Origin of the sequence: Streptantibioticus ferralitis, from assembly GCF_029223525.1 — a bacterium.
GTDB classification, from domain to species: domain Bacteria; phylum Actinomycetota; class Actinomycetes; order Streptomycetales; family Streptomycetaceae; genus Streptantibioticus_A; species Streptantibioticus_A ferralitis.
The window spans coordinates 418,366-442,255 of record NZ_JARHTQ010000002.1 but is presented as its reverse complement, the minus strand read 5'-3'; the positions used below and the strand labels follow the sequence as shown (position 1 = coordinate 442,255).

The following is a 23,890-nucleotide window of genomic DNA, read 5'->3' as shown; positions in this document are numbered from 1 at the left end:
ACCCGGTCGCGGTCGGACGATCAGTCGACCAGGTCCAGGGCGGCCCGGACGACGCTGTCGGTGTCGATGCCGTGGTAGCGGTAGACGTCGTCGATGGCGCCGGACTGGCCGAAGCGGCTCACGCCCAGCGTGGTCACCGGCACGTTGTTGATCGTGGCGAGGAACGCCAGCGTATGCGGGTGGCCGTCGAGGAGCGTGACCATCGGGACCGCCCGCTCGGCCGGGAAGACCTGGTCGAGCAGCCAGCCGGGGCCGTCCTGCAGACCGCGCCTGCCCTGCACGGCCCGGAAGAGCAGGTCTGGGCTGGTCACGCAGACCACGTCGGCGGGGAAGCCTAGGGCGGCCAGCCGATCGGCCGCGGCGAGGGCCTCGGGGACCATGGCGCCCATCACCGCAATGGTCACCGCGGGCTTCTCCGGCCGCCGCAGCGCGTACGCACCGGCGACGGCCTGGCGACGGCGGCGCTCGCGGGCGGCCGGGTCGGCGGGCACCGCGGCAAGCGTCTGGTCCACCGGGCGGGTGGACAGCCGCAGATAGGCCGAACTCCCGTCAGGTTTGCCCAGGTTGGCCAGCGCGGCCAGCAGACACCATTCCGTCTCGATCGCGAACGCGGGCTCGTAACTGACGCAGCCGGGCTGTTCGATGCCCAGCGACGGAGTGGTGATCGACTGGTGTGCCCCGCCCTCCGGGGCCAGGGTGACACCCGACGGGGTACCCACCAGGATCGACTGCCCGCCCGCGTACATCCCGAACGACCAGGGTTCCAAGGCGCGGTTGACGAACGGGTCGTACACCACGCCGATCGGCAGCAACGGCTCGCCCCAGCGGCTCCAGGTGGCGCCGAGCTCGCCGAGCAGTCCCACCAGGTTGGTCTCGGCGATGCCGAGCTCCAGGTGCTGACCGGTGGGCTTCTCCCGCCAGTGCAGGATGGTCTCGGCGTCGTCGGCGAACCAGTCGGGGCGCTCCGCGTGCGACCACACCCCGGCCTTGTTCAGCCAGCCGCCGAGGTTGGTGGAGGAGCTGACATCGGGGCTGACGGTCACGATCCGGGCCGCCGCCTGCGGCGCCTGCCGGGTCAGGTCCAGCAGCAGCCGCCCGAGGGCCTGCTGTGTGTTGCCGGTACCGGTGGGGGTGCGGCCGATGTCGGCGGGCAGTGCCGGGGGCCGCTGGCGCGGGAAGTCCGTGCGCCGCAGCCGGTCGGCGGCCTGCTTGCACAGGGCCGCCTCCGCGCTGCCGTCGGCGAAGCCCGCCCACGGGTCGTCCAGGTCGGTCCCCAGACGGCGCGCCAGATCAGCCATCTGGTCGGCGGTCAGCAAGGAGGAGTGGTTCTGCGGGTGTCCCTCGCTGGACAGGCCGTAGCCCTTCACCGTGTAGCCGAAGATGACGGTCGGGCGGGTGTCGTCGATGCTCCGGTACGCCTCCAGGAGCGCGCCGAGGTCATGGCCGCCGAGGTTGCGCACAGCGGCCCGAAGGGTGTCGTCGTCCAGCTCCGCGATCAGCCGGGCGATGGGCGCGGCCGTCGAACCCGCGCCGGGCAGCCGCTCGCGCAACTGCTGCGCGGTGCACCGCAGCAGCCGCTGGTACTCCGGGTTGCCCATGGTGTCCAGGCGCTTGCGCAGCATCTCACCGCCGGGGCGGGTGAACAGCTCCTCCAGCAACTGCCCGTACTTCACGGTGATCACTTGCCAGCCCGCGGCCGCGAACATGCCCTGCAGCCGACCGGCGGCGATCTCCGGCACCACGCGGTCCAGCGACTGCCGGTTGAAGTCGACGATCCAGACGATCTCGCCGAGGTCGGGGACCATCGGATCCTGGATGGCCTCCCAGATGGCGCCCTCGTCGAGTTCGGCGTCGCCGAGCAGCGAGTACTGCCGTCCGACGCCCGCCCCGCCGAAGCGGCCCTCGACGTAACGCCGGGCGATGGCACCCCAGATGGGGGCGGTGGCGCCGATGCCCACCGATCCGGTGGAGTAGTCGACGGGATCGGGGTCCTTCGAGCGGCTGGGGTAACTCTGCAGGCCGCCGAAGGACCGCAGGGTCGTCAGGTACGACGGGTCCAACTCCCCCAGCAGATAGTTGATCGCGTGCAGCACGGGCGAGGCGTGCGGCTTGACCGAGACCCGGTCGTGCGCGGTGAGTTCATGGAACCACAGTGCCGTCATGATCGAGGCCATCGAGGCGCTGGACGCCTGATGGCCGCCGACCTTCAGTCCTGAGGGATTCGGCCGTACCCGGTTCGCGTGATCGATGATCGCCGACGACAGCCACAGCACCCGGCGCTCGACCGCGCCTAGCACCGCCAGTGTGTCCTGCCGGGAACCGCCCGTGACACGCGCTTCCGCCGACGCGGCACTAGTGATCACGCTCCACCACCTCCGATGCCATACACACCGTCACCCGTTGATTCCGCTCTATGCTCCGTATGTAGACACACGACTCACCATCTGCACAACGTCCCTCCCATCAAGTGAGCATTGTGCTCACTCGCATGAGACGAAAGGGGGTCTTGAGTGAGCAGTGTGAACAGCAGCCCGGTCGTCGACGCCACCGACGCCAGGATCCTGCTTGCGCTGGCCGACGACCCGCGCGCCACCGTCCTCGCCCTGGCCGAGCGGTTGCGGCTGTCCCGCAACACGGTCCAGGCGCGGCTGGCCAAACTGGACGAGAACGGCGCGCTCGGCTCCTTCGAACGCCGGGTGGACCCGGGCGCACTGGGCTATCCGCTCACCGCGTTCGTCACCGCGCAGGCGGACCAACACCGGCTGGCCGAAGTGGCGGACCGGCTCAAGGACATCCCGGAGATCGTCGAGGTGTTCGGCCTCAGCGGCCAGACCGACCTGCTGGTACGGGTCGTCGCCGCGGACACCGAGGACCTGTACCGGGTCGCCGGGAAGATCCTCGACTGCCCCGGTGTCGAACGCACCAGCACGGCCCTGGCGATGCGCGAACTGGTACCGCACCGCCTGACCGAACTGCTGCGCAGAGCCGCGGAGAAAGGCGCCCGGGGCGCCCGCCCGTCGCACGCGGGCCGCCGCGGCCGCGACTGACCATCCGGACCGGTCACGCCTGACGCCCGGAATCCGGACAGTGGTGTGTCAAAGTGGGGATAGAACGCGACGGCGCGAACGCGAGGGCGGCCCAGCATGTCGGCCACTGCAGAACCCAGGCCCCCGCACCGGAGGAGCGAGGAGTACGCGGACCTGTTCGGGCAGGCCCCGGTGATCTTCGCTGCGCTGAGCGGCCCGGACCATCTGCTGGAGGCGGCGAACTCGGCGTTCTTCGAAACCTTCGGCATCGCCCACGAGGGGATCGGTGCGCCCGTCGCCCAGCTGATTCCGGAACTGACCAGGCACGGCAACCTCCACCAGCTCGACGGGGTGTACGGCACCGGCATCGCCTGCCGCGCCCGCGGTTGGCGGTTCGTGCACGGTGGACTCGGTGCCGAGCGGGAGGGCTACTTCGACTACACCTACGAGCCCCGCCGGGACGCGGACGGCCAGGTCGACGGAGTGCTGGTGATCGCGGTGGACACCACCGCGTACCACCACGCCCAGCTGCTGGCCGCCGAGCAGCGCATCCTGCTGGAGCAGATCGCGCGCGACGCCCCGCTGGACGAGATCCTGAACGGCATGGCCCGCGCGATCGAGGAACTGTCGCCGGAAATGATCGTCTCGGTGCTGCTGGCCGATCCCAGTGGCAAGAACCTGCGGCACGGAACCGGGCCGAGCCTGCCCGACTTCTACAACGAGGCGGTCGACGGGATCGCCATCGGCCAGGACGTCGGCTCATGCGGCACCGCCGCCCATCTGCGCGCGCCGGTGATCGTCACCGACATCGCCACCGACCCCCGGTGGGCGGACTACCGCGACCTGGCACAGCGGGCCGGGGTGGCGGCGTGCTGGTCCACCCCGATCGAGGGCATGGACGGTCGGCTGCTGGGCACGTTCGCGATGTACCACCGCACCCCGAAGGCCCCCGAGGGCACGGACCTGGCGCTCAGCGCCGCGTTCGCCCGCATCGCCGCCCTGGCCATCGAACGCCATCGCACGATGGAGGCGGGCCACGCGGCTCAGGAGCGGGAGAAGGTCGCCCATGAGGACTTGGCCTTCGTGTTGGACGCCAGCACCGCGATCACCCGCGAGCCGCACTATTTCGACTGCCTGCAGTGCATGGCCCGGCTGACCGTACCGGCGTTGGCGCCGCTGTGTGTCGTCCATGTGGTCGAGCGCGGCAAGACCCGGCGGATCGCCGTGGCCGCCGCCACCCGGGCCGAGGAGGACCTCCTCGGCTCCCCCGCGCTGCGTGACGAGATCGACACCGCGGTCGCCCGTGTGCTGGTCTCCGGCGCCACCGAAACCGGCCACGTCGGCGCCCGTCCGGACGGTCTGTCGGCGCAGCGCGGCATCAACGGATACGTGAGCGTGCCGCTGGCCACCCGCGGCCGCACCTTCGGCGTACTGACGCTGCTGTCCACCCACCGGCCGTTGGACGGCCACGTCGTCGCCCTGGCCGAGGAGCTGGCCCGCCGGGCGGCTTCCAGTGCGGACAACGCCCATCAGTTCACCGACCGCGTCCAACTGTCCCGGGACCTGCAAGCAGGTCTGCTGCCGCCCGAGTTGCCCAGGATTCCGGGCGCAACCCTGGCGGCCTCCTACCATCCGGCCGGGGAAGGACTGGACGTCGGCGGCGACTTCTACGACGTCTTCCCGCTGCCCGGCGACCGCTGGGCGCTGATGATCGGTGACGTGTGCGGGCGCGGCGCGCTGGCCGCCACCACGACCGGCATGGTCCGCCACACCGCACGCGCGGCAGCCCGCCTGCTCAACGATCCGGCGGCGGTGGTCGCCGCCATCAACGAGGCCCTGACCGAGGGCGACACCAGCGACGACTGCTTCGTCTCACTCGTCTACGGCGAGCTGCGGCACGCCGCGTCCCACCTCGCACTGGACCTGATCCGCGCGGGTCATGTGCCGCCGCTGGTACGCCGCGCCGACGGCACCGTCGAAGAACTCGCCCAACCGGGCCTGCTCCTGGGCATCGGCCCCGACACCGACGGGTCCCCGTGCAGCGTGGACCTGTATCCAGGTGACGGCCTGGTCCTGGTCACCGACGGCATCACCGAAGCCCGCTCCCCCAGCGGTGAGTTCTTCGGCGAGGACCGCCTGGCCGACGCCCTCGGCACGCTACGCACCGCCTCCCCCACCGCCGCCACCCTCGTGGAGTCGGTCACCGCCGCGGTCAGCGCCTTCGCGGGTGATTCCACCGGCGACGACCAGGCCGCCCTGGCACTCACCGCCACCTGACGACGACCGCACGGCTCGCGCCCTGCCATCGTCAGGCCGGCAGCCTGGTGTCCCCGTCGACCGGCTCCGCGATGGTCTTGTCCAGCATCATCCGGGCCACCGTCGCCAACCGTGGGTCGGTCGCCTGGTAGACGTGGTAGCGGCCTTCGCTGCGCAGGCGCACCGCACCGGCGAGTTTGAGCTTGGCCAGGTGCTGGCTGACGGCCTGCGGCGTCGCACCCACCCGCAGCGCCAGCTGCGAGACCCCGCTTTCGCGCTCGGTGAGTGCCAGGACGATGTGCAGCCGCAAGGGGGAGGCCAGGAGGCCGAACGCCTCAGCCGCCAGAACGAACGCCTGCGTCGGGGGATCGTCGCGTCCCACCCCTGCCGCCATCGCCGTGGCCCCTTCCCCGCCCTGGTTCGCGTCCCCGTTTCCGCTCGCCGCGCCCGGGATTGCTTCCGGGCGCCCGGACAGCTTAGCCTCCATGCTTGCTACATTGCGCAACCATGCAACCAGGAGTCGACGCGAGTCGTCCTTACAGCCGGGGGCACCAGTTCCTGCACCATCCACGGGGCAGGGCGAGCACGCTGCTGGACGGACGCGCCGACCGGCCGGACGAGGAAGGCGAATGACAGGCCAGAGCGCCGAAGCCCCGAGCGAGTCCACGTATCTGCCCCGAGACGCGGCACGGCAGTCACGCCGTGTGCCGGGTCCGCGCGGCCAAGCGGCGGGAGGCTCGCGCAGAGCGGGCGTGGGGCGGCCCTCCGGCCGTGCCTCACGGGCCCGGCACGACGAACGAGGCGCAGCGCCGACCAGCAGGATCGTCCTCCTGGCCCTGGGGCTGCCGGTGGCCGGTGCCATCGTGGACGAGCTGGTGGGCTCCGCGCTGGGGTGGGCCTTCGCGATCACCGCGGTCCTCGCGGCGGTGCTGGCGGCGATGAACTGCACGCGCGCGAGCACCTGGTGGGTGTTGTCCGCGCCACCGCTGGTGGTGGCGGCGATCACCATTGTCGCCGAGCAGGTGGCGAACACCTCCGGGTCCCATGGCAAGCTGACAACATCAGCGGTGCACTGGGCAGTTGACGCGTTCCCGGCCATGGGGGCGGCCGAGGTCACGCTGATCGCCGTGCTGGCGGTGCGACTCATCCGGTCCAGGCGTAACGGGAGGAATAGCGGTGCGTGACGAACACGGTGCCGAGTCACCCAGGCGAGCGGGCGGGCGGGCCGCTCGGCGGAACAGCAAGTCGGCCCGGGGCGCGGCGCGACGCTCTCCGCTGGTGGTCGTCGGGCGGGTCGCGGTGTGCCTGTCCTCAGCGGCGGTGCTGGCGGCCAGCGGGGTCTCCTGGGCCGCGTACCACTGGATCACCAGCGGCCTGAACACCTCGGACGCGCTCGACAAGCTGGGCCAGCACGCGCCGAAGCACCTCGACAACTCGGTGAACCTGCTGTTGATCGGCCTGGACTCGCGCAAGGACATGAACGGCAACGACCTCCCCAAGGAGTTCGTCCAGGACCAACTGCACGCCGGATCAAGCGACATCGGGTACTACAACACCAACACGCTGATCCTGATGCACATACCCGCGGACGGCGGCAAGGTCACCGCGTTCTCCATCCCCCGCGACGACTACGTGCAGACCTTCAACGGAGACGGCTCGGCGCAGGGGCACTTCAAGATCAAGGAGGCGTACGCCAACGCCTACACGGGCGCCCACGACAAGCTTGCCGGCCAGGGCGTCAAGGGCGCCGACCTGGAGGCGCAGAGCCGCGAGGCCGGACGCGAGGCGACGCTGGCCACCGTGCAGAACTTCCTGGGCGTGCCGATCGACCACTTCGCGGAAGTGAACCTGCTCGGCTTCTACGACATCGCCAAGGTCCTCCAGCCCATCCAGGTCTGCCTCAAGCACCCGGTCCACGACTGGTACTCCGGTGCGAACTTCCACGCCGGAGTCCAGGACCTCAACCCCAAGCAGGCACTGGCGTTCGTCCGGCAGCGGCACGGACTCGACGGCGGAGACCTGGACCGCACCCACCGCCAGCAGGCGTTCATCTCCTCGGTGACCCACAAGCTGAAGACCGAGGGGGTCTTCGGTGATCTGGGCAAGCTCCAGGGGCTGTTCGGCGTGGTGAAGAAGGACCTGGTCATCGACAACAAGTTCGACGTGCTCGACTTCGCCCAGCAGGCCACCAACCTCACCGGCGGCAACGTGGTCTTCCACACCCTGCCGATCGCCGGCTTCGGCAACCGCAACAACGAGGACGTCAACCTCGTCAACGTCGACCAGATCAGGTCCATCGTGCAGGCGACGATCGGCCATGACCCGTCTCCCTCCCCCGGCAGCGGCGGCGCCAAACCGTCCGCCAAGGCCAAGCCCGCCACCGTCGACGTGTTCAACGGCTCGGGCAAGACCGGCGCGGCCGCCGACGAGCTCAAGGCCCTGACCGCGCTCGGCTACACGGCGGGACAGACGTCCAACGCCGCGACGCAGCTCAAGACCACGATCGTCTACGGCGCGGGCGCACAGCAGGCGGCCCAGCAGATCGTCTCCCGTCTCGGTACCGCCGCGGCCGTCTCCAGCGCCTCGGTTCCGGCCGGTCACGTCCGGGTCACCCTTGGCACGGACTTCACCCCGCCCGCCACGGACCCGACCGGTTCCTCCGGAACGGCCCAGTCGAGCTCCCCGTCGAGCTCGCCTTCGACGCCGCCCGACAGTGCCTTCGCGGGTGACTCGGTGAAGGAGGGCGGCGTCCCCTGCGTCAACTGACGCCCGACACAGCATGAACGGCAGGCCCCGGGTGACGGCACCACCGTGCGCCCCGGGGCTTGTCCGTTCTCACTCCTCGGGGTGGGCGCGGGCCCGGTACGCCTGCTTTCGCCACCGGAACGTCCCCGTCACGGGTTGTCGGATTCAGCGTTGTGCGGGCTGCCGTTGCGGCAGCCGGCGGCGTAGATACGGCATGATGCCGCGCTCCAGCAGCGCCGCCTGCCAGATGGCGCGGGCGCGGTCGACCTCCGCGCTGTGATCGCCGGTCGGCACCGGGCGGTTGCGCGCCGCGCTGGCCAGCAGGCCGACCGCGTCAGACAGTGCGACCACCGCGGAGATCCCTGCTGCCGCCCAGCCCGTGGCCACCAACGTGCCCGAGAACTGAGGCCAGGCAGCGGCGAGCCGCAGACCGTAGCCGATCAGGAGGAAGACCGCGGCCGCTACGCCGCCGAGGACCGGAACGAGCACGGCCAACGCTGCCCCGAGCTGCCCGCGCCCGTGCTGCGCCCGATCTCCACTGCTGGTCCGCTCGCCGCGAGCCCCCTGCGGGTGGACGGCCGCGCGCTCGCGCACGTAGTCCTGGTACTCCGCGGCCGCGCTGGCCGCGATGTACTCACTCGCCGTGAACGCCCCGGTACGCAGTTGCTCGATGTTGACCGCGTCGGCCGTGTCGTGCAAAGCCTCCTGGATCTCCGCGGAGGTCAGGGCCTGCTGCAGCACCTGGCCGAAATCACCCCGGTCCTCCCGCAACAGGTAGCCGGGGCTGCTCATAGGCGTCCCCATCAACGATCGCGATGCAGAAAGCTCCCCCATCGACTTCCTCCGGTCGCTGCGCTCTCACTTCGCCGTGGTTCGTGTCTCGCCCACCGGCCCTTCCTGTTTGGAGCGACGCGACAACTCGCCACTGCAGTTCCCTAGTTGCGCAACTTCTCACGCATGGACCGCGCGCAGCACGGATGGCCCGGTGAACGACAGGTGTCGTGCCCGGGCACCGTCCCGGGCCGGGGGTGCGCTCGTGGCCGCATGGGTGATGGACACCTGGCGTCGCCGTCCGGGAGTACGCACGGACACTCGAAATCATCGCCGCAGGGGACGCCGTCGCCATCGCCCCCTCGGCGCCCTGGCAGTCCACGTACGCCCCGACCTCGCCGCACCCCCTGGAAGGCGTCGGGCCCGGCCACGTTGTCCTCGCCACCCGCGCGGATGACCGCAGCCGCCTGATCACCGCCTTCCGTCACGCCGCCCAGGCCCGCCTCAGCTGCCCGACAACCCCAGGCGTGCTCCCTTCCTGGAGCCGATCCCCCTGAGCGGCAACGCCAGCCTGCTGCCGCGCCCACCGGGTCCGCCGGCGGCCGCCGCACACCTATTGACGGAGTGAGCACTCACTCCGTACAGTGAAGCATGGCGAAGACTTCTTCCACACCCTCGCGGCGCCGCGCGCCGGCCATGGACCCCGACAAGCGCCGCGCGATGATCGTCACCGCGGCCCTTCCCCTCGTCATCGAATACGGCGCTTCCGTGACCACGGCGAAGATCGCCCGCGCCGCGGGCATCGGAGAAGGCACGATCTTCCGGGCCTTCTCGGACAAGGACGCCCTGCTCGCGGCCTGCATGGCCGAGGCCCTGCGCTCCGACGACACCGTCGCGCACCTGGCCTCGATCTCGCTGGACCAGCCACTCGCCGACCGCCTCACCGAGGCCGCCGAGGTCATGCGCGGCCATATGGCCCGTATAGGCGCCGTGACGGGCGCGCTGGCCGCCGCCGGGCGGCTGGAACGTCCGGCACGTCCCCAGCCCAAGGAAGGGGACAGCCTGCCGGACCGCGAAGCGGGACTGGCCGCACCACGTGCGGCCCTGGCCGCCCTCTTCGACCCCGACCAGGAAGCCCTGCGACTGTCCCCGGACCGCCTGGCCGACGCCTTCCAGCTACTGCTGCTGTCCGCCGGCCGCCCCGGCGCCCCCGCCCCGCTGACCGACCAGGAACTGGTGGAGCTCTTCCTGTACGGCGCCCTGACCAGGCCCCCGGCAGCCCGATGACGGCGACTGGGCGCCGAAGTGCGCCGACGCGGTGACCACCGGGCACCGAAATCCCGTTCAGGGACTACGAGTTGCGCTTACCGGAGGCAACCGCGACACCAAGCGCTCAGGCAGCCCCATGCCGCCCTACCCCACAAAGGACGCAACCCGACAGAACGGGGTTGATCCGGTTGTACCGGCCCTGATTGGGGAGCATGCTGGTCATGAGCGTTTTGGTGATCAGCCAGGCGTAGCCGACTGCTTGCGGGAGCGAGACGAGGCGATATGGATGCTTGCGACCGCCTTGCGCACAAGCGGGTACCGGATGCGCCGGATGCGTTCGCCGCGGGCGTCGTCGTGATCACCTGGCCGGTCGTTGCCGCAGTGGAGTGCGGGCGGTGACTACTGATGGCGGCGACGCCCGGCCGGCTCCGGTCCGCGGTTGAGGAACAGGCCATACTGGACTGGCTGTTCAGCCAGTCGCCCATCGCGGTAGCGGTCTACGACACCGATCTGCGCTGTATACGGCAGAACGCCGCGATGGACCGCCTCCTCGGCGCCCCGCCGAGGGACGGCCGAGGACGGCGCCTGTCGGAGTTGGTCTTCGGCCCCGATGCGACGACATGGGAACGCTGTTTGCGGCATGCGCTCGCCACGGGTGAGGCGGTCCCCGCCCGCGAGATCCGCGGGCGCACGGCGGCTGATCCCGGTCAAGACCGGGTCTTCGCCTCGACTGCCGCGCCACTGCACGACCAGCAAGGGGATGTCATCGGCGTCTGCGCGACCGTCGACGACGTGACCGAGCACCGCCGCGCCCAGGAGCGACTGGCCCTGCTCAACGAGGCCACCACCCGCGTCGGCACCACGCTCGACCTGATGCGCACAGCCCAGGAACTCGCCGACACCGCCGTACCCCGGATCTGCGACTGGATCACCGTCGACCTTCTGGACACCGTGCTCAGCGGCGACGAGCCCGGCCCCTTCACCCGGACCGTGGCACTGCGCCGTATGGCGAACCGCTCCGTGCTGGAAGGCGAACCGGAGGCCGTACGCAAGCCGGGGGAAGTGGACTTCTACCCGCCGCAGTCGCCCCCGGTGCGCTGCATGGCAACCGGCCAGACCGCCATTCTCCGTACGCCCGACCCGGTCATGCAGTCATGGCTGGCCGTGGACCCCGCGCGAGCCGCGCGCTTCCGGGAGTTCAAGTTCCAGTCGATCATGCCGGTGCCGATATCCGCGCGAGGCGCGATCCTCGGTGTCGCGATCTTCTACCGGCGCGGCTCGGACCGTTTCACCGACGACGACCGACTGCTGGCGCAGGAACTGGTCGCGTTCGCCGCGCTCTGCCTGGACAACGCCCGCCGCTTCACCCGCGAGCGCACCGCGGCCCTCACGCTCCAGCACAGTCTGCTGTCACAGCGCTTTCCGGCACAGGCGGCGGTCGACGTCGCCTCCCGCTACCTTCCCGCGGCTGGACAGAGCGGTGCGGGCGGTGACTGGTTCGATGTCATCCCGCTGTCGGGGGCGCGCGTGGCCCTGGTGGTCGGCGATGTCGTCGGCCGTGGCATCAAGGCGTCAGCGGCCATGGGCCGCCTGCGGACCGCGGTACGCACCCTCGCCGACGTGGACCTGCCTCCGGACGAGCTTCTGACCCACTTGGACGACCTCGTCACGCGCCTGGCCACCGAGGACGACCCGGGGGGCGAGGCCGCCGAGCAGGGCGCCACATGCACGTACGCCATCTACGATCCGGTCTCCCGGCGCTGCTCCATCGCCCGCGCCGGACACCCGCCACCCGCCGTTCTGGCCCCTGAGGGGACGGCCGAGTTCCTTGAGCTGCCGCCAGGCCCCCCACTCGGGCTGGGCAACCTGCCGTTCGAGTCGACCGAGGCGGAAGTCGCCGAAGGCAGTGTGTTCGCCCTTTACACCGACGGCCTGATCGCCTCCCGGGAACGTGATGTCGACGAGGGCATGGAGCGGCTGCGCCGCGCGCTCGCCCGGCCTTCGCTGTCACCCCGGGCGCTGTGCGAGGCGGTGTTCGAGGACGTGCGCCCCGAGCCCCCCTCCGACGACGTGACCCTGCTCATCGCCCGCACGAAGGCGCTGGCGTCGGACCAGGTCGCGGTCCGGGACATACCGCAGGACCCCGCCGCCGTAGCCGACGCCCGTGCCTGGGCCGCGCGCCGACTCGCCTGTTGGGGGCTGTACGAGGCGGCCTTCGTCACCGAACTCGTCGTGAGCGAGTTGGTCACCAATGCGATCCGCTATGCCCGGCCGCCCATCGAGCTGCGGCTCATCCGAGACCGGACACTCATCTGCGAGGTCTCCGACAACAGCAACACCGCCCCGCACATGCGCCGTGCGCGAGTCTTCGACGAGGGAGGACGCGGGCTCCTTCTGGTCTCCCAACTCACTCAGCGCTGGGGCACCCGGCACACCCGCGAGGGCAAGACCATCTGGTGCGAGCAGCCCATACCCGATGGCGGACAAGAGGCGGGGGCCTAGCTGCGGCCCGGACGTCGGCAGACACAAAAGTCGCCATATGTCCGATTTATCTGCATTGCATAACTGGTTCACTTATGCCCCTATAGTGGCTTTTCCGCGAAAAGTCGGCTACGTATTAATACGACCTGGCACTATCCACCGGCACACCGCACAATCCCCGGGGCGCACACATCCCGCACCCGCAACGTCACATTGCGTCCATTCTGATGCCCGCACGGTGTGACGCACAGCATAGGGCGCAAATCACTTACGAAGGCACCTAGTGGCTTATGCGGTCCTTACGGCACCAAAACGTCGGGGCCAGAGCCCTGCACCGCTCGGCCGACCCACTAGCCAACTTAGTAAATCGGTAATTGTCGACCTATTTCCCAGCGGCTAAGAATGTCCAAGCCGCAGCGCTCCGCTATCGAAATGCGGGCTTTTTGCCGAGGGGACCGGCAACTGCGGACAAGCCCCCCGGAAGAGGTCTGCTCACATGCACATTCCTGCCTTCACCCGCCTGCCCCGTACGCGCCTCGGATTCGCCGGTGGCGCCGTCATCGCCGGTACGATCGCCGTCAGCTGCGTGGTCACGCCCGGAGCGGCTCAGGCCGCCACCGCGGACTCCGCTCCGGCCACGTACACCGTCGTGTCCGGCGACAACCTCTCGCACATCGCTCAGGCCGAGCACGTGCCCGGAGGCTGGCAGGCCATCGCAGCGATCAACGGCATCGCGAGCCCCTACATCATTCAGCCCGGACAGCAGCTGAGCCTTCCCACCGGGTCGGCCGCCTCCACCACGGCGAAGGCTGTCCCGGCCGTGGCCACCGCCACCAAGACCACCGCGGTCAAGGCCGCCGTGGCCAAGACCGCCTCGGCGACGACCAGCACCCAGACGTACGCGAACAACCTGGACGGCTGGATCAAGCACGCGCTGGCGATCATGCAGCAGAAGGGCATCCCCGGCAGCTACGACGGCATCCACCGCAACATCATGCGCGAGTCCTCCGGCAACCCCAACGCCATCAACCTGTGGGACTCCAACGCCGCCGCCGGCCACCCCTCCATCGGTCTGCTCCAGGTCATCCAGCCGACGTTCACCGCCTACCACGTGGCAGGCACCTCGACGAACATCTACGACCCGGTCGCGAACATCACCGCCGCGTGCAACTACGCGTACCACCGCTACGGCTCGATCGACAACGTCAACAGCGCGTACTGATCGACTCCGCCGTCGTATTCCCGAACCGCCGCGGGTGACACTCCGGACCTGATGGTCCGTCCGTCACCCGCGGCGGTTCGTCGTTCGTCGGCTCCTCGCCGCGGAAGCCCGCTACCGCTGCCGCGAGGTCGCTTCTGACGGCTCATCCCCGCAGGCCCCGCGGCCGTGGACCGAGACGACGCGCGCGGGCCGACGGCCGGAAACGACCATCAGCACGCGCATTGTACCTGACGGTCCGTCAACCTACTCTCCCCCCAGGAGTCCGCACCGCACCCCTCCCCCACCCAGCAAGGGGCTTGCCATGGACCCAGTGAGAGACTCCGTGCCGGTCAACCCCGATCCCCCCGCCGGCCCCAGCCGACGCGCCCTGCTCGGCGCGGCAGCCGGGGCCGCGGTGGTCACCGCCACCGGCTGGACGCCGCTGTTCCGGTTGACCGCCGACGCCGCGACGATCTCCCCGCCACCCGAATTCCCGCCCGGTATCACGCTGACCCAACAGGCCTTCTCCAACTGGTCCGAGCAGATCGCGCTGGACCAGGTGTGGACGGCCGTGCCCGGCACAGCCGATGACGTGGTCGCCCTCGCGAACTGGGCACTGGCCCACGGCTACCAACTGCGCGCACTGGGGCAGGGCCACAACTGGGCGCCGTTCCTGGCAAGCGACGGCCAGGACGTCTCGCACACCATGCTCGTCGACACCAAACCGCGGCTCACCGCGATCACTGTGCACCCCGGCAACCCCGGCAGCATCACCGCGCAGGCGGGCGCCACCTTGGACGCCGTGCACGCCGCGCTGGAGAGCGCGGGTCTCGGCTTCGCCGCGATCCCCGCTCCCGGCGACCTGACGGTCGGCGGCGCCCTGGCCATCGGCGCGCACGGTACCGGGCTGCCGGTCTCCGGCGAGCAGCCGCCGGCCGGCTCGGCCTTCGGCACGCTGAGCAATCTGGTCCTCTTCCTCACCGCCGTGGTCTGGGACCCGGCATCGGCCCGCTATCTACTGCGGACCTTCCAACGCGACGATCCGGACATCGGAGCCTTCCTGGTCCACCTGGGTCGGGCCTTCGTCACCGAAGTGACCCTGCAGGTCCCGGTCAACTCCCGGATGCGCTGCCAGAACTGGTTCGACATCCAGGTGAGCGACCTCTTCGGCGCGCCCGGCAGCAGCAGCTCCAACCTGGACCAGTACCTCAGCGCAACCGGGCGGGTGGAGGCCATCTGGTTCCCGTTCACCACCATCCCCTGGCTCAAGGTGTGGAGCGTCGCGCCCGACAAGCCGTGGTTCTGCACCCAGTTGGACGCGCCCTACCCGTACACCTTCGCCAACCAGGTCAGCCAGGCCGTGTCCGACCAGATCAAGCGGATCCTGCAGGGCGACGGCGGGCTCACCCCGACCTTCACCAACGGTGAGATGGCCACCGCCGGGTCCGCGATGATCGCGCTCGGGATCTGGGATGTCTGGGGCTGGTCCAAGAACGTCATGCTGTACGTCCAGCCGACCACGCTGCGGATCTTCGAGGGCGGTTGGGCGGTGCTCTGCGCCCGTGCCGATGTGCAGCGGGTGGTGCACGACTTCTACGTCACGTACCAGGCCCAGGTCACCGCGGCGCAGAACGCCGGGCAGTATCCGGTGAACTGCCCGGTCGAACTGCGCATCACCGGCGTGGACACGCCCGCCGCGGTGGGCGGTGGCGCGGAAGCGCTGCTCTCGCCGGCCCGGGCGAGACCTGACCACCCGGAGTGGGACACCGTCGTCTGGCTGGACTTCGCCACCTACCCCGGTACGCCGAACTCCGCTGCGTTCTTCGCCCAGTTGGACCAGTGGATCCTCGGCCACTACACCGGCTGGTCGATGGTCCGCCCCGAGTGGTCCAAGGGCTGGGCGCACACCGCCTCCGGCGGCCCCTGGACCAACTCCACGGTGATCGGCACCACTTGGCCGGACGCCTTCCGCACCGGCCTGCCCGCGGGCGCACAGTGGAGCGACGCCGTGGCCACACTGCACCGCTACGACCCGGCGGCGGTCTTCTCCAGCCCGTTCCTGAAACAGTTGCTGGGGGCGTGAACCCGCCGGGTGCCGCTCTCTGACAACATCGCGTCCCAGTAGGGCGGATCAGACGAGGAGGGCGCCGCCGTCGACGGTGAGGACGGTTCCGGTGGCGAACGTCTGAGTGATGCAGTACAGGTATGCCTGCGCGATCTCCTCGACTTCGCCGACACGTCCGACCGGCAGGGCGGCGCCCTGCTCCTCGTACATCCGCTCTCGTTCGGTTCCGGTCATCTGGGACCACAGCGGCGATCGCACGATTCCTGGAGAGACGGCGTTGACCCGGATCGGCGCCAGCTCGACGGCCAGCGCTCGGGTGAGGGCCTCGACGGCGCCGCAGACGCCGGCCGCGGTACTCCACCCTGGTCCGGGGCGGTCCTTGGCGATGCCGGTGGTCAACGTGATCGATCCGCCGGGCCGCAGATGCGGCGCCGCGGCCTGTGCCGCCGACAGTGCGCCGAAGTAGCGCAGCGTGAAGAGGCTCCTGGCGGTGTCCAGATCGAGGCTGTCGAGGCTCGTCAGCGCCAGCGGCTCGCCCGCGGTGTACACCAGGTGGTCGATCTCGCCCAGTTCCTCGAAGAGCGTGCTCACCTGTGCGGCGTCGGTCAGATCCGCGACCCGCCCCCGAGCGCCTGGCGGCAGCCGGTCAAGCGCGCGGTCCACGCTGGTGCGCCGACTGGAGACGACGGTGACGTCGGCCCCCTGCTCGGCGGCCGCGATGGCGGTGGCCAGCCCGATGCCGGAGGTACCACCGAGGACGGCCACGCGTTGCCCGTGCAGATCCATGACGAGATCCTTTCGTTCGTGCCTGGACGCCACTCACGGTGCTGCGGCCGGCACCGCCGCGTCCAAGACCCTTCCGCTCCCGGGTAATACCCCTGTAGGTATCACCTTGTGGGAGGCCGCCCTGGTGGATGTGGATCTGCGCAAGCTGCGCTACTTCGTCGAGGTGGCCGAGCGGCTGCACTTCGGACGCGCGGCCGAGGCGTTGCACATCGCGCAGCCGGTGCTCTCCCGCCAGATCAGGGCGTTCGAAAACGAGCTGAAGGTGCAGCTGCTCATCCGCGGTAAACACGGCACGCAGCTGACCGCGGCAGGCGAGCAGGTGCTGGCCGACGCCCGACCGCTGCTGGCCAACGCCCAGGCGCTGCGCCGCCGCGCGGCACGTGCCGCACACGACCGGAACACCTTCACCGTGGGCTTCATGCCCGGCCTGATCGTCACCCGCGCCGTACGCGCCCTCGGCCGGCGCCACCCGGAGCTGACCGTGGACGTACTGCGTACCAGCTGGGAGAACCAGGTCGAGGTGATCCACGACGGCAGGGTCGACGTCGGCTATGTCCGCCTCCCCATCGACCGGCGGGGACTGCGGGTCGTGCCGCTGTGGACCGAGCCGCGCATGGCCGTGCTGCCCGCCGAGCACCGGTTGGCGGACAAGGACGTGGTCGCCGTCGCCGACCTGGCCGACGAGCACCTGCTACAGGATCCCGAAGCGGTCCCGGAGTGGCGCGACGTGGCCACTGCGGAAGGCGTCCGGGCGCCCGGCCGCCTGCCGGTCTTCCATTCCGTCGAGGAGAAGCTCGAGCACGTCGCCGCTGGGCACGGGATGGTGATCCTGCCGGTATCCGCGGCGACCTTCTACGCCCGCCCGGACGTCGTGCACATCGCTGTCAGCGACCTCAGCCCCAACCAGGTGTGCCTCGCCTGGCAGGGCACCCGCCGTAGCCGTCTCCTTCAGAAGTTCGCCGCCATCGCGGCAGCCGAGCGCTGAGCCGTTGGTCCCATCGCCTGTCGCCTCCCGCGCGAGGGGGACTCGGTGCCCCGCGGCGGTGAGCGACCGGAGGCGTGAGCGGAGACGTTCCGTAATTCCCCGGGTCCCGCATTCCTCGGCCACGGCTTTTCTGTGGGCTTTTCCTTTCGGCGGTCCGCGCCGTGTGACGCAGGCAATATGACCCAGGTCACATTGGCGGGCCTTCGCTGTGATGACGGCGATATGAGGCAGGTCACATACGAAGCCGGTTAGTTGGATTCAGCGGCCCGCAGGCCCGATGCCGCAACGGTTTTACTGCGCAGTGATTAACGCATACGAAGCGCCTTCGTAGGGGGCACCGAAAGCTATGTCTTGTTTTACCCGTTATGCCTGGTTAATGCTTACGGAGTCCCCGACGAAATGAGGTAACCCCCGCATGCTGCGTTCCAACACGTCTTCGACCCGCCGTCTGTCCAAGGCCCGCAAGTTCGCAATCAGTGGCATCGCCGCCGCCGGCCTCTCGGTACTGGCCGCGACCGTCGCCGCCCCGAGCGCCTCGGCAGCCACCCCCGGCAGCGTCGACAGCTGGATCAAGCAGTCCCTGTCCGTCATGCACAGCAAGGGCATCCCGGGCAGCTACGAGGGCATCCACCGCAACCTGATGCGTGAGTCCGCCGGCAACCCCAACGCCATCAACAACTGGGACTCCAACGCCAAGATCGGCACCCCCTCCAAGGGGCTCATGCAGGTGATCGACCCGACGTTCAAGGCCTACCACGTGGCCGGTACGTCCTCGAACATCTACGACCCGGTCGCCAACATCACCGCCTCCGCCAACTACGCGGCGCACCGGTACGGCTCGATCGACCACGTCAACTCGGCTTACTGAGCGGCCGCGACTCGCGACACCCGCACGCCGTACAGGGCGGTGGCACCCACAGGTGCCGCCGCCCTGTCGGGCGTCTGCGGTGGATTCAACAGCCCTTCATCCGACGCACCTTGACTTATGTTCATGACCGGGGCACGACAAAAAACCTTGGCATCGAGGCTTGTTGTCTCAAGGAAGGCGTGCATCAATGGGCCCTGGACCGGTAGACCGACTACCCGTCAGGCATCAAGCGTTCGGCGTGAGTTTTGAGCCGCTGTCCCGCACGAATGCCGGTTCATCACTGATCGATGCCCTGCGCCCGGTATGAGAGCAGTCGGCACCGCCGGTTCCCCCCACTGTTGTGCTCCGGAAGGAGAAACCATCATGCGGCACAGAAGGCTCGGGATCGGCGCGGTGCTTGGCTCTGGTGTGATTGTCGCGGGCACATTGGTGATGGCCCCGTACGCGGGGGCGGTTTCGCCCGACACGGCCACGGTGTCGTTCGACTGCGGCTCCTACGGCTCGGGATCGGCGACGCTCACGGCCACCCAGGATGGCAGCACCGCGACGATCACCCTCTCCACCTCGGCGATCACCGCGCCCATCGACATTTCAGCCAACTCGGTGAGTTCATCCCTCGTAATGACCGACAGCAACTCCGCGACGGTGACGCTGACCGGCAACTCCAACCCGGACATACCTGCCGGATCAGCGGTGACCACCGGACCGCTCACCGGGACCGTTCCCTCCGGTGACGGTCTGCAGGCCACATCGCTGCAGGTCACGGTCTTCGGGATCACGGCGACCTGCAACGCCACCTCGGCGCAGGACCCTGGCCCGTTCGTGTTCTGACCGCCGACCGGCGCCATGTCCGCGGGCATCTCCCGACAGGTGCGTCGGTGTGCCCTGCGCAGGGGCTGTCCACCACCTGACGGCCTTATCGGACCGAAGGCACCGCGGTGCCTTCGGTCCGATCGTGCGCCCGTGGACATCAAGGGCGGTGCCGGTAGTGTCCGGGTGTCCGCTTCTCACCCCTGCGTGTCCTGGGCTCTACCTCGGTCCGGGCCAATAACCCGTGCCGGACGGCGACTTGATGTGTGCTGGGGCGCGCGCCCGATCCTGGCACTGAGGTGATCATGCCCGAGTTCTCGCGTCGGCAGATACTCAAGTCCCCCTGGGCGTCGGTGGTGTCGCCGCCGCGGCATCTCTTCTCCCACCGAACCTGCGGCGCGCCATGGCGGAACCGATGCGGCGCCCAAGGTCCCTGAACGACATCGAACACGTCGTCATCCTGATGCAGGAGAACCGGTCGTTCGACCACTACTTCGGCACCATGCACGAGGTACGCCGATTCGAGGACCCGCACGCCGCCACACTGCCGAACGGGCGCCCGATCTCTATGTGACAGGCGCCAACGACGACACCGTGACGGTGATCGACGCCGCCCACAACACGGTGCTCCGCACGGTACGGGTGAACCACGTACCGACCGGGATCACCGCGACCAACAGCACCATCTGGGTGTCCGCCAATGCCTCCAGCGCGGTGGACGCGATCGACGCCAGGACGCTGAAGATCGTTGCCCGTACCTCACTGGGACTGTCGGCCGAGCCCAGCGGGGTCGCGCTGGCGTAGGGCCTGGCAGACGGCATGCCGCCGCCGGCCGCCCCAGCTCGCGAAACGGCTGGAAGCAGCCGGTGGTCGACCGTTCGGCCAAGCCTGCCGCCACGCCTCGGCGAGACCTCGCGGAGGTCGGTGCGCGGAGCTGTTGCGCATGGGGCGCGGATGATCCCACTCCCTACGGCATCGCGCGCCCCGCTCCACACTGCCGACGCCCGGTCAGGCCGTCCGGTGCCGAGGACCGGTGCGAGCGGCATGCGTTCGCCGCGAACTCGCCGCCCGTCGTCCATGACGCCGAAGTGCTGGGTGTGACCGTGCGGGTGACCATGCGGTACGCGTCGCGCGGCCTGGTCCGGATGCTGGTGGCACCTTGCCGGTACCTTGCCGTCAGCGTCGGAACTTTGCCGTCCTGCTTGCCGATCGGTTGCCCCCGGCCGTTTGGCGATCTTGGAATAGTCCGTTCTGTATGCCAAGATCACGTCTGGCCGGTCCTGGGTACATCGAGGCCCGTCCGCCAGCGCCGCCGCATGCCTCGGAACGATGGGGGCCGACATGTCCACACAGACGCCGATCCCGCCGCCCCGGCCGGGGCAGGCCGACCCGTCCGGGCCGCTGCTGCGCGTCCTGGGCCCCATGTCGGCACAGCTGGACGGGCATGATCTCCCGCTCGGCCCACCGCGCCGACGGACGCTGCTCGCCCTACTGCTCATACGGCTGGGCCGAGTTGTCCCCACCGAACTGCTTGTCGAGGAGCTGTGGCGGGACGCGCCGCCACGGCGTCCCGTCGCCACCCTGCAGAGCCACATCTCCCATCTGCGCCGCGTGCTGGACCCTCCGTCCGGACGGGACGAGCCCTCAGCGCTGCGCTACCAGGCACCCGGCTACTTACTCCAACTCGCCCCAGAGCAGGTCGACGTCTGCCGATTCGAGCAGCTGGTGACCGAGGGACGGCAGTTCCTGGACCGACGAGACCCACTCGCCGCACGTGACCGCCTCACCGAGGCACTGGCATTGTGGCGCGGCTCCCCGTACACCGAATTCGGCGCCCACCCGCCGCTCGCCGATGAGAGCACGCGCCTGGAGCAACTCCGGCTCACCGCGCTGGAGTCCTGTGCCGAAGCCCGGCTTGCTCTCGGGGCGGCCGACGAGGTGGTAGCCGAACTGGACCGGGAGGTACGCCGACACCCCACGCGCGAACGCCTCGTCGGCCACCTGATGACCGCGCTGTCCCGCCTCGGGCGGCAGGCCGAAGCACTGGCGGTGTACGAGCGGACGCGCAGCCTGCTGGTCGAGGAGTTCGGCGTGGACACCGCCGTCGAACTCCAGCGAGTGCACACCGCCATCCTCCGGCAGGAACTCGGCGACGGCGGTCCCGCCGACGAGCCGGTCGCCGAGCCCGCGCAGATCACACCGGCCACTGATGCCGGGCCCCTGCGGCCCGCGGATGCCGAGCGGACCGGGCCCGGCCCCGTGGACGCCGCGGCCCCGGGCCCCTTCACCGGCCGGGACCAGGAGTTGCACCGCCTGGTCGGCGCGGCGGCCAGCGCGCTCACCGGACAGGGGCACATGGCCGCCGTGCTCGGCCCGGCCGGGGTCGGGAAGACACGTCTGCTGATGGAGCTCGCGCCACGTCTGGAAGCCGCGGACCAGGGCCTGGAAGCGGACAAGCACCTTGAAGTGCTCTGGAGCCACTGCTTCCCGGGCGAGGGAGTCCCGCCGTACTGGTTGTGGACGCAAATCCTGCGGCAGCTGGCGGCCACCCGCCCTGACGACTTCCGCACCGCGGCAGCGCCGTTCGGCACCCACCTCGCTCCGCTGATGCCCGAGCGGTCGGCCGGACCCGAGGGCGGCCAGGGCTCCGAAGTCGACTGGGCCCAGGCGCGGTTCCTCACCCATGACGCGGTCTGCGAGGTCCTGCTCACCCTGTCCGCGGGACGCCCGCTGGTGCTCCTCCTGGAGGACCTGCACTGGGCCGACACCGCCTCCCTCGACCTGCTCAGGCTGCTCGGAACCCGCCGTCAGGGGCATCCGCTCAGCGTCGTGCTGACCGCCCGGGACCTGGAGATCGAGTCCGACGCCACGATGCGCCGGATGCTGACCGAGCTGCTCAGGGGCCCCAGGACGGAGACGCTGAGGCTCAGCGGGCTGTCCCGCGGCGCCGTCGCGGCCCTGGTCCAGGCACAGGCCGGACCGGGCGTGGGCGCGGAGGTCATCGAAGCGCTGCACCAGCGCAGCAAGGGCAACCCGTACTTCGTCATGCAGTTACTCTCCCTGCTCGGCGACGTGCGGCGGCTGCACGACCCCGGCGCCGCGGACGTGCTCCTCGCCCAGATCCCGACCGGTGTGCGTGAGGCGCTGCGCCAGCGGTTCAGCGCGCTGCCGGAACCGGTCCTGCGGGTGCTGCGGCTGTGCGCCGTGATCGGCACCGAGGTGGACACGGACCTGCTGCACCGCACCGCCACCAGGGACGAACCGGTCACCGCGGCACTGGAGTCGGCGATCCGGGCCGATCTGCTCGGCGAGGACCCGCACCACCCCGGACGGCTGCACTTCGCCCATGCCCTGGTCCAGGAGACGCTCATCGGCGAACTCTCCCGCGAGGAGCGCCATCAGCTGCACGCCAGGGTCGCCGAGGCGCTGGGGGCCCGAGGGCACGGGCGGATGGGCGGCGAGGAGAGCGAGCGGGTCGCCCACCACACCTGGCACGCCAAGGGCGCGCTACCGGCGGAGCGGGCGCTGCCCCGGCTGTTGCGTGCCGCCGAGCACGCCGAGCACCGCTTGGCGTACGAGCAGGTGGAGACCTGGCTGCGCCGCGCCGTGCATCTGGTCGGCTACCTGCCTTCTGACGCCGCTTCGGCCCCTGGCCTGGAGCAGCGGCTGCACATCCAGCTCGGGCAGGTGCTGGCCATGGTACGCGGCTACGGCGACGCCGAGGCCGAGGCGGCGCTCGACCGGGGCCGCGCCCTGAACGCCCTCACGCACGCACCCGAGGACCCGTCGGTGCTGTGGGCGCTGTGCGCGGCGCTTCTGGTCACCGGCCGCTACGACGAGTCCCGGGAGAACTCCGGTCTGCTGCGGGAGCTCGCCGACCGGACGCGCCACCCGGTGGCCCTGCTCGGCGCGGCGTACGGCGGCGGCATCGTGCTGCACATCCGAGGCCGGCTCCCCGAGGCGCTGACGGAACTGGAGCGCGGCGTCGAGATGGCGGATCGTTTTGCCCGCCAGGGCCACCTGCTGGCTCGGACATTCCAGCACGATCCCCGCGTCTCCTGCCGCTCCTACGACGCCTTCACCCACTGGCTGTTGGGCGACCGCGATACGGCCGCGGCGCGACGCCGGGAGCTGCTGCACCTGACCGAGTACGAGAGCCGGCCCTCCGACCGGGCCTTCGCCCTGTACGTGGACGCGGTCCTGGCGGCCTGGGAGGGCGATGTCGGCACGGCCCGGTCGTCCAGCGCGGAGGGCGCACGGGTGGCGGGCGAGCACGGACTGCTCTACTGGAAGGCGATGCTGCGCCTGCCCGAGGGATGGGCCCTGGCACACTCCGGCCATGAGGACGACGGCATCGCGCAGTTGCAGGCCTCGATGGCCGAACTCCGGCTCTCCAGAACGAACCTGCGCCTCCCGCTCCATCTGGGCCTGCTCGGCCAGGCCCAACACCACGCCGGGCGGGCGAAGGAGGCGCAGGACACCCTCCGCAGGATGCTCGCCGTCATCGAACACCGCCGCGAGCACGTCTATCTGCACACCGCCCTGCCCGCCAGCCGGCTGCTCCACGAACTCCTCGGCCACGGCTCCGTCGAAACGGTCCCGCCGCGGTGAGCGCGCTGTGCACTGC

At 70.1% G+C, this 23,890-nt stretch carries 18 protein-coding genes; 14 read left to right on the top strand and 4 right to left on the bottom strand.

Going from position 1 to position 23,890, the window contains the following annotated elements; translation table 11 throughout:
* Positions 1-20 precede the first annotated feature (20 nt).
* Positions 21-2,360 carry a thiamine pyrophosphate-binding protein gene (locus P2L57_RS04880; RefSeq protein WP_372515616.1) on the bottom strand — a complete coding sequence of 780 codons (2,340 nt, stop codon included), beginning with the start codon at positions 2,358-2,360 and terminating at the stop codon, positions 21-23.
* A gap of 159 nt (positions 2,361-2,519) precedes the next feature.
* Here P2L57_RS04880 and P2L57_RS04875 point away from each other — a divergent pair, with 159 nt between their 5' ends.
* The gene (locus P2L57_RS04875) at positions 2,520-3,047 is read left to right on the top strand and encodes an Lrp/AsnC family transcriptional regulator (RefSeq protein ID WP_275809202.1); all 528 of its coding nucleotides are present in this window, start codon (positions 2,520-2,522) and stop codon (positions 3,045-3,047) included.
* Between the two features lie 96 nt (positions 3,048-3,143).
* Complete coding sequence (locus P2L57_RS04870; RefSeq protein ID WP_275808750.1) at positions 3,144-5,303, top strand: SpoIIE family protein phosphatase; 2,160 nt, start codon at positions 3,144-3,146, stop codon at positions 5,301-5,303.
* A gap of 31 nt (positions 5,304-5,334) precedes the next feature.
* On the opposite strand, the gene P2L57_RS04865 is transcribed toward P2L57_RS04870, so the two are convergent.
* A complete protein-coding gene (locus tag P2L57_RS04865) occupies positions 5,335-5,769 on the bottom strand; it encodes an ArsR/SmtB family transcription factor (protein WP_372515606.1) in 435 nt (144 codons plus the stop codon).
* Positions 5,770-5,911: 142 nt separating this feature from the next.
* On the opposite strand from P2L57_RS04865, the gene P2L57_RS04860 reads away from it, so the two are divergent.
* Positions 5,912-6,466 carry a DUF6542 domain-containing protein gene (locus tag P2L57_RS04860; RefSeq protein ID WP_275808747.1) on the top strand — a complete coding sequence of 185 codons (555 nt, stop codon included), beginning with the start codon at positions 5,912-5,914 and terminating at the stop codon, positions 6,464-6,466.
* Positions 6,459-8,048, top strand: coding sequence for an LCP family protein (locus P2L57_RS04855; protein WP_275808744.1), 1,590 nt, complete (start codon positions 6,459-6,461; stop codon positions 8,046-8,048). The genes P2L57_RS04860 and P2L57_RS04855 overlap by 8 nt, the downstream gene beginning before the upstream one ends.
* 144 nt (positions 8,049-8,192) lie before the next feature.
* Here the strand turns inward: P2L57_RS04855 and P2L57_RS04850 are convergent, their stop codons facing one another.
* Positions 8,193-8,819, bottom strand: coding sequence for a hypothetical protein (locus tag P2L57_RS04850; protein WP_275808741.1), 627 nt, complete (start codon positions 8,817-8,819; stop codon positions 8,193-8,195).
* Between the two features lie 630 nt (positions 8,820-9,449).
* On the opposite strand from P2L57_RS04850, the gene P2L57_RS04845 reads away from it, so the two are divergent.
* The 4 genes from P2L57_RS04845 (at position 9,450) to P2L57_RS04830 (ending at position 15,832) form a co-directional block, all read left to right on the top strand.
* Positions 9,450-10,085 carry a TetR/AcrR family transcriptional regulator gene (locus P2L57_RS04845; protein WP_275808739.1) on the top strand — a complete coding sequence of 212 codons (636 nt, stop codon included), beginning with the start codon at positions 9,450-9,452 and terminating at the stop codon, positions 10,083-10,085.
* A 387-nt stretch (positions 10,086-10,472) separates the two neighbouring features.
* Entirely contained in the window at positions 10,473-12,569 is a 2,097-nt protein-coding gene (locus P2L57_RS04840; protein ID WP_275808737.1) for a SpoIIE family protein phosphatase, read from the top strand.
* Positions 12,570-13,044: 475 nt separating this feature from the next.
* Positions 13,045-13,770, top strand: a complete 726-nt coding sequence (locus tag P2L57_RS04835; protein ID WP_275808734.1) for a LysM peptidoglycan-binding domain-containing protein — start codon at positions 13,045-13,047, stop codon at positions 13,768-13,770.
* Between the two features lie 301 nt (positions 13,771-14,071).
* Complete coding sequence (locus tag P2L57_RS04830; protein WP_275808731.1) at positions 14,072-15,832, top strand: cholesterol oxidase substrate-binding domain-containing protein; 1,761 nt, start codon at positions 14,072-14,074, stop codon at positions 15,830-15,832.
* Between the two features lie 48 nt (positions 15,833-15,880).
* Here the strand turns inward: P2L57_RS04830 and P2L57_RS04825 are convergent, their stop codons facing one another.
* Positions 15,881-16,600 carry an SDR family oxidoreductase gene (locus P2L57_RS04825; RefSeq protein ID WP_275808728.1) on the bottom strand — a complete coding sequence of 240 codons (720 nt, stop codon included), beginning with the start codon at positions 16,598-16,600 and terminating at the stop codon, positions 15,881-15,883.
* A 106-nt stretch (positions 16,601-16,706) separates the two neighbouring features.
* Between P2L57_RS04825 and P2L57_RS04820 the strand changes: the two genes are divergently transcribed.
* The 6 genes from P2L57_RS04820 to P2L57_RS04795 all read left to right on the top strand — a co-directional run bounded on the left by P2L57_RS04820 (position 16,707) and on the right by P2L57_RS04795 (position 23,874).
* Positions 16,707-17,585 carry a LysR family transcriptional regulator gene (locus tag P2L57_RS04820; RefSeq protein ID WP_275808725.1) on the top strand — a complete coding sequence of 293 codons (879 nt, stop codon included), beginning with the start codon at positions 16,707-16,709 and terminating at the stop codon, positions 17,583-17,585.
* A 415-nt stretch (positions 17,586-18,000) separates the two neighbouring features.
* Positions 18,001-18,453 (top strand): transglycosylase SLT domain-containing protein, encoded by a 453-nt coding sequence (locus P2L57_RS04815; RefSeq protein WP_275808722.1) that lies wholly within the window; start codon positions 18,001-18,003, stop codon positions 18,451-18,453.
* A 363-nt stretch (positions 18,454-18,816) separates the two neighbouring features.
* On the top strand, positions 18,817-19,284 hold the full coding sequence (locus tag P2L57_RS04810; RefSeq protein ID WP_275808678.1) for a hypothetical protein: 468 nt from the start codon (positions 18,817-18,819) through the stop codon (positions 19,282-19,284).
* A 394-nt stretch (positions 19,285-19,678) separates the two neighbouring features.
* Positions 19,679-19,837, top strand: coding sequence for an alkaline phosphatase family protein (locus P2L57_RS04805; RefSeq protein WP_275808674.1), 159 nt, complete (start codon positions 19,679-19,681; stop codon positions 19,835-19,837).
* Positions 19,834-20,067, top strand: a complete 234-nt coding sequence (locus tag P2L57_RS04800) for a hypothetical protein (RefSeq protein ID WP_275808671.1) — start codon at positions 19,834-19,836, stop codon at positions 20,065-20,067. The genes P2L57_RS04805 and P2L57_RS04800 overlap by 4 nt, the downstream gene beginning before the upstream one ends.
* A 537-nt stretch (positions 20,068-20,604) precedes the next feature.
* Positions 20,605-23,874, top strand: a complete 3,270-nt coding sequence (locus P2L57_RS04795; protein WP_275808668.1) for an ATP-binding protein — start codon at positions 20,605-20,607, stop codon at positions 23,872-23,874.
* Positions 23,875-23,890: the final 16 nt, after the last annotated feature.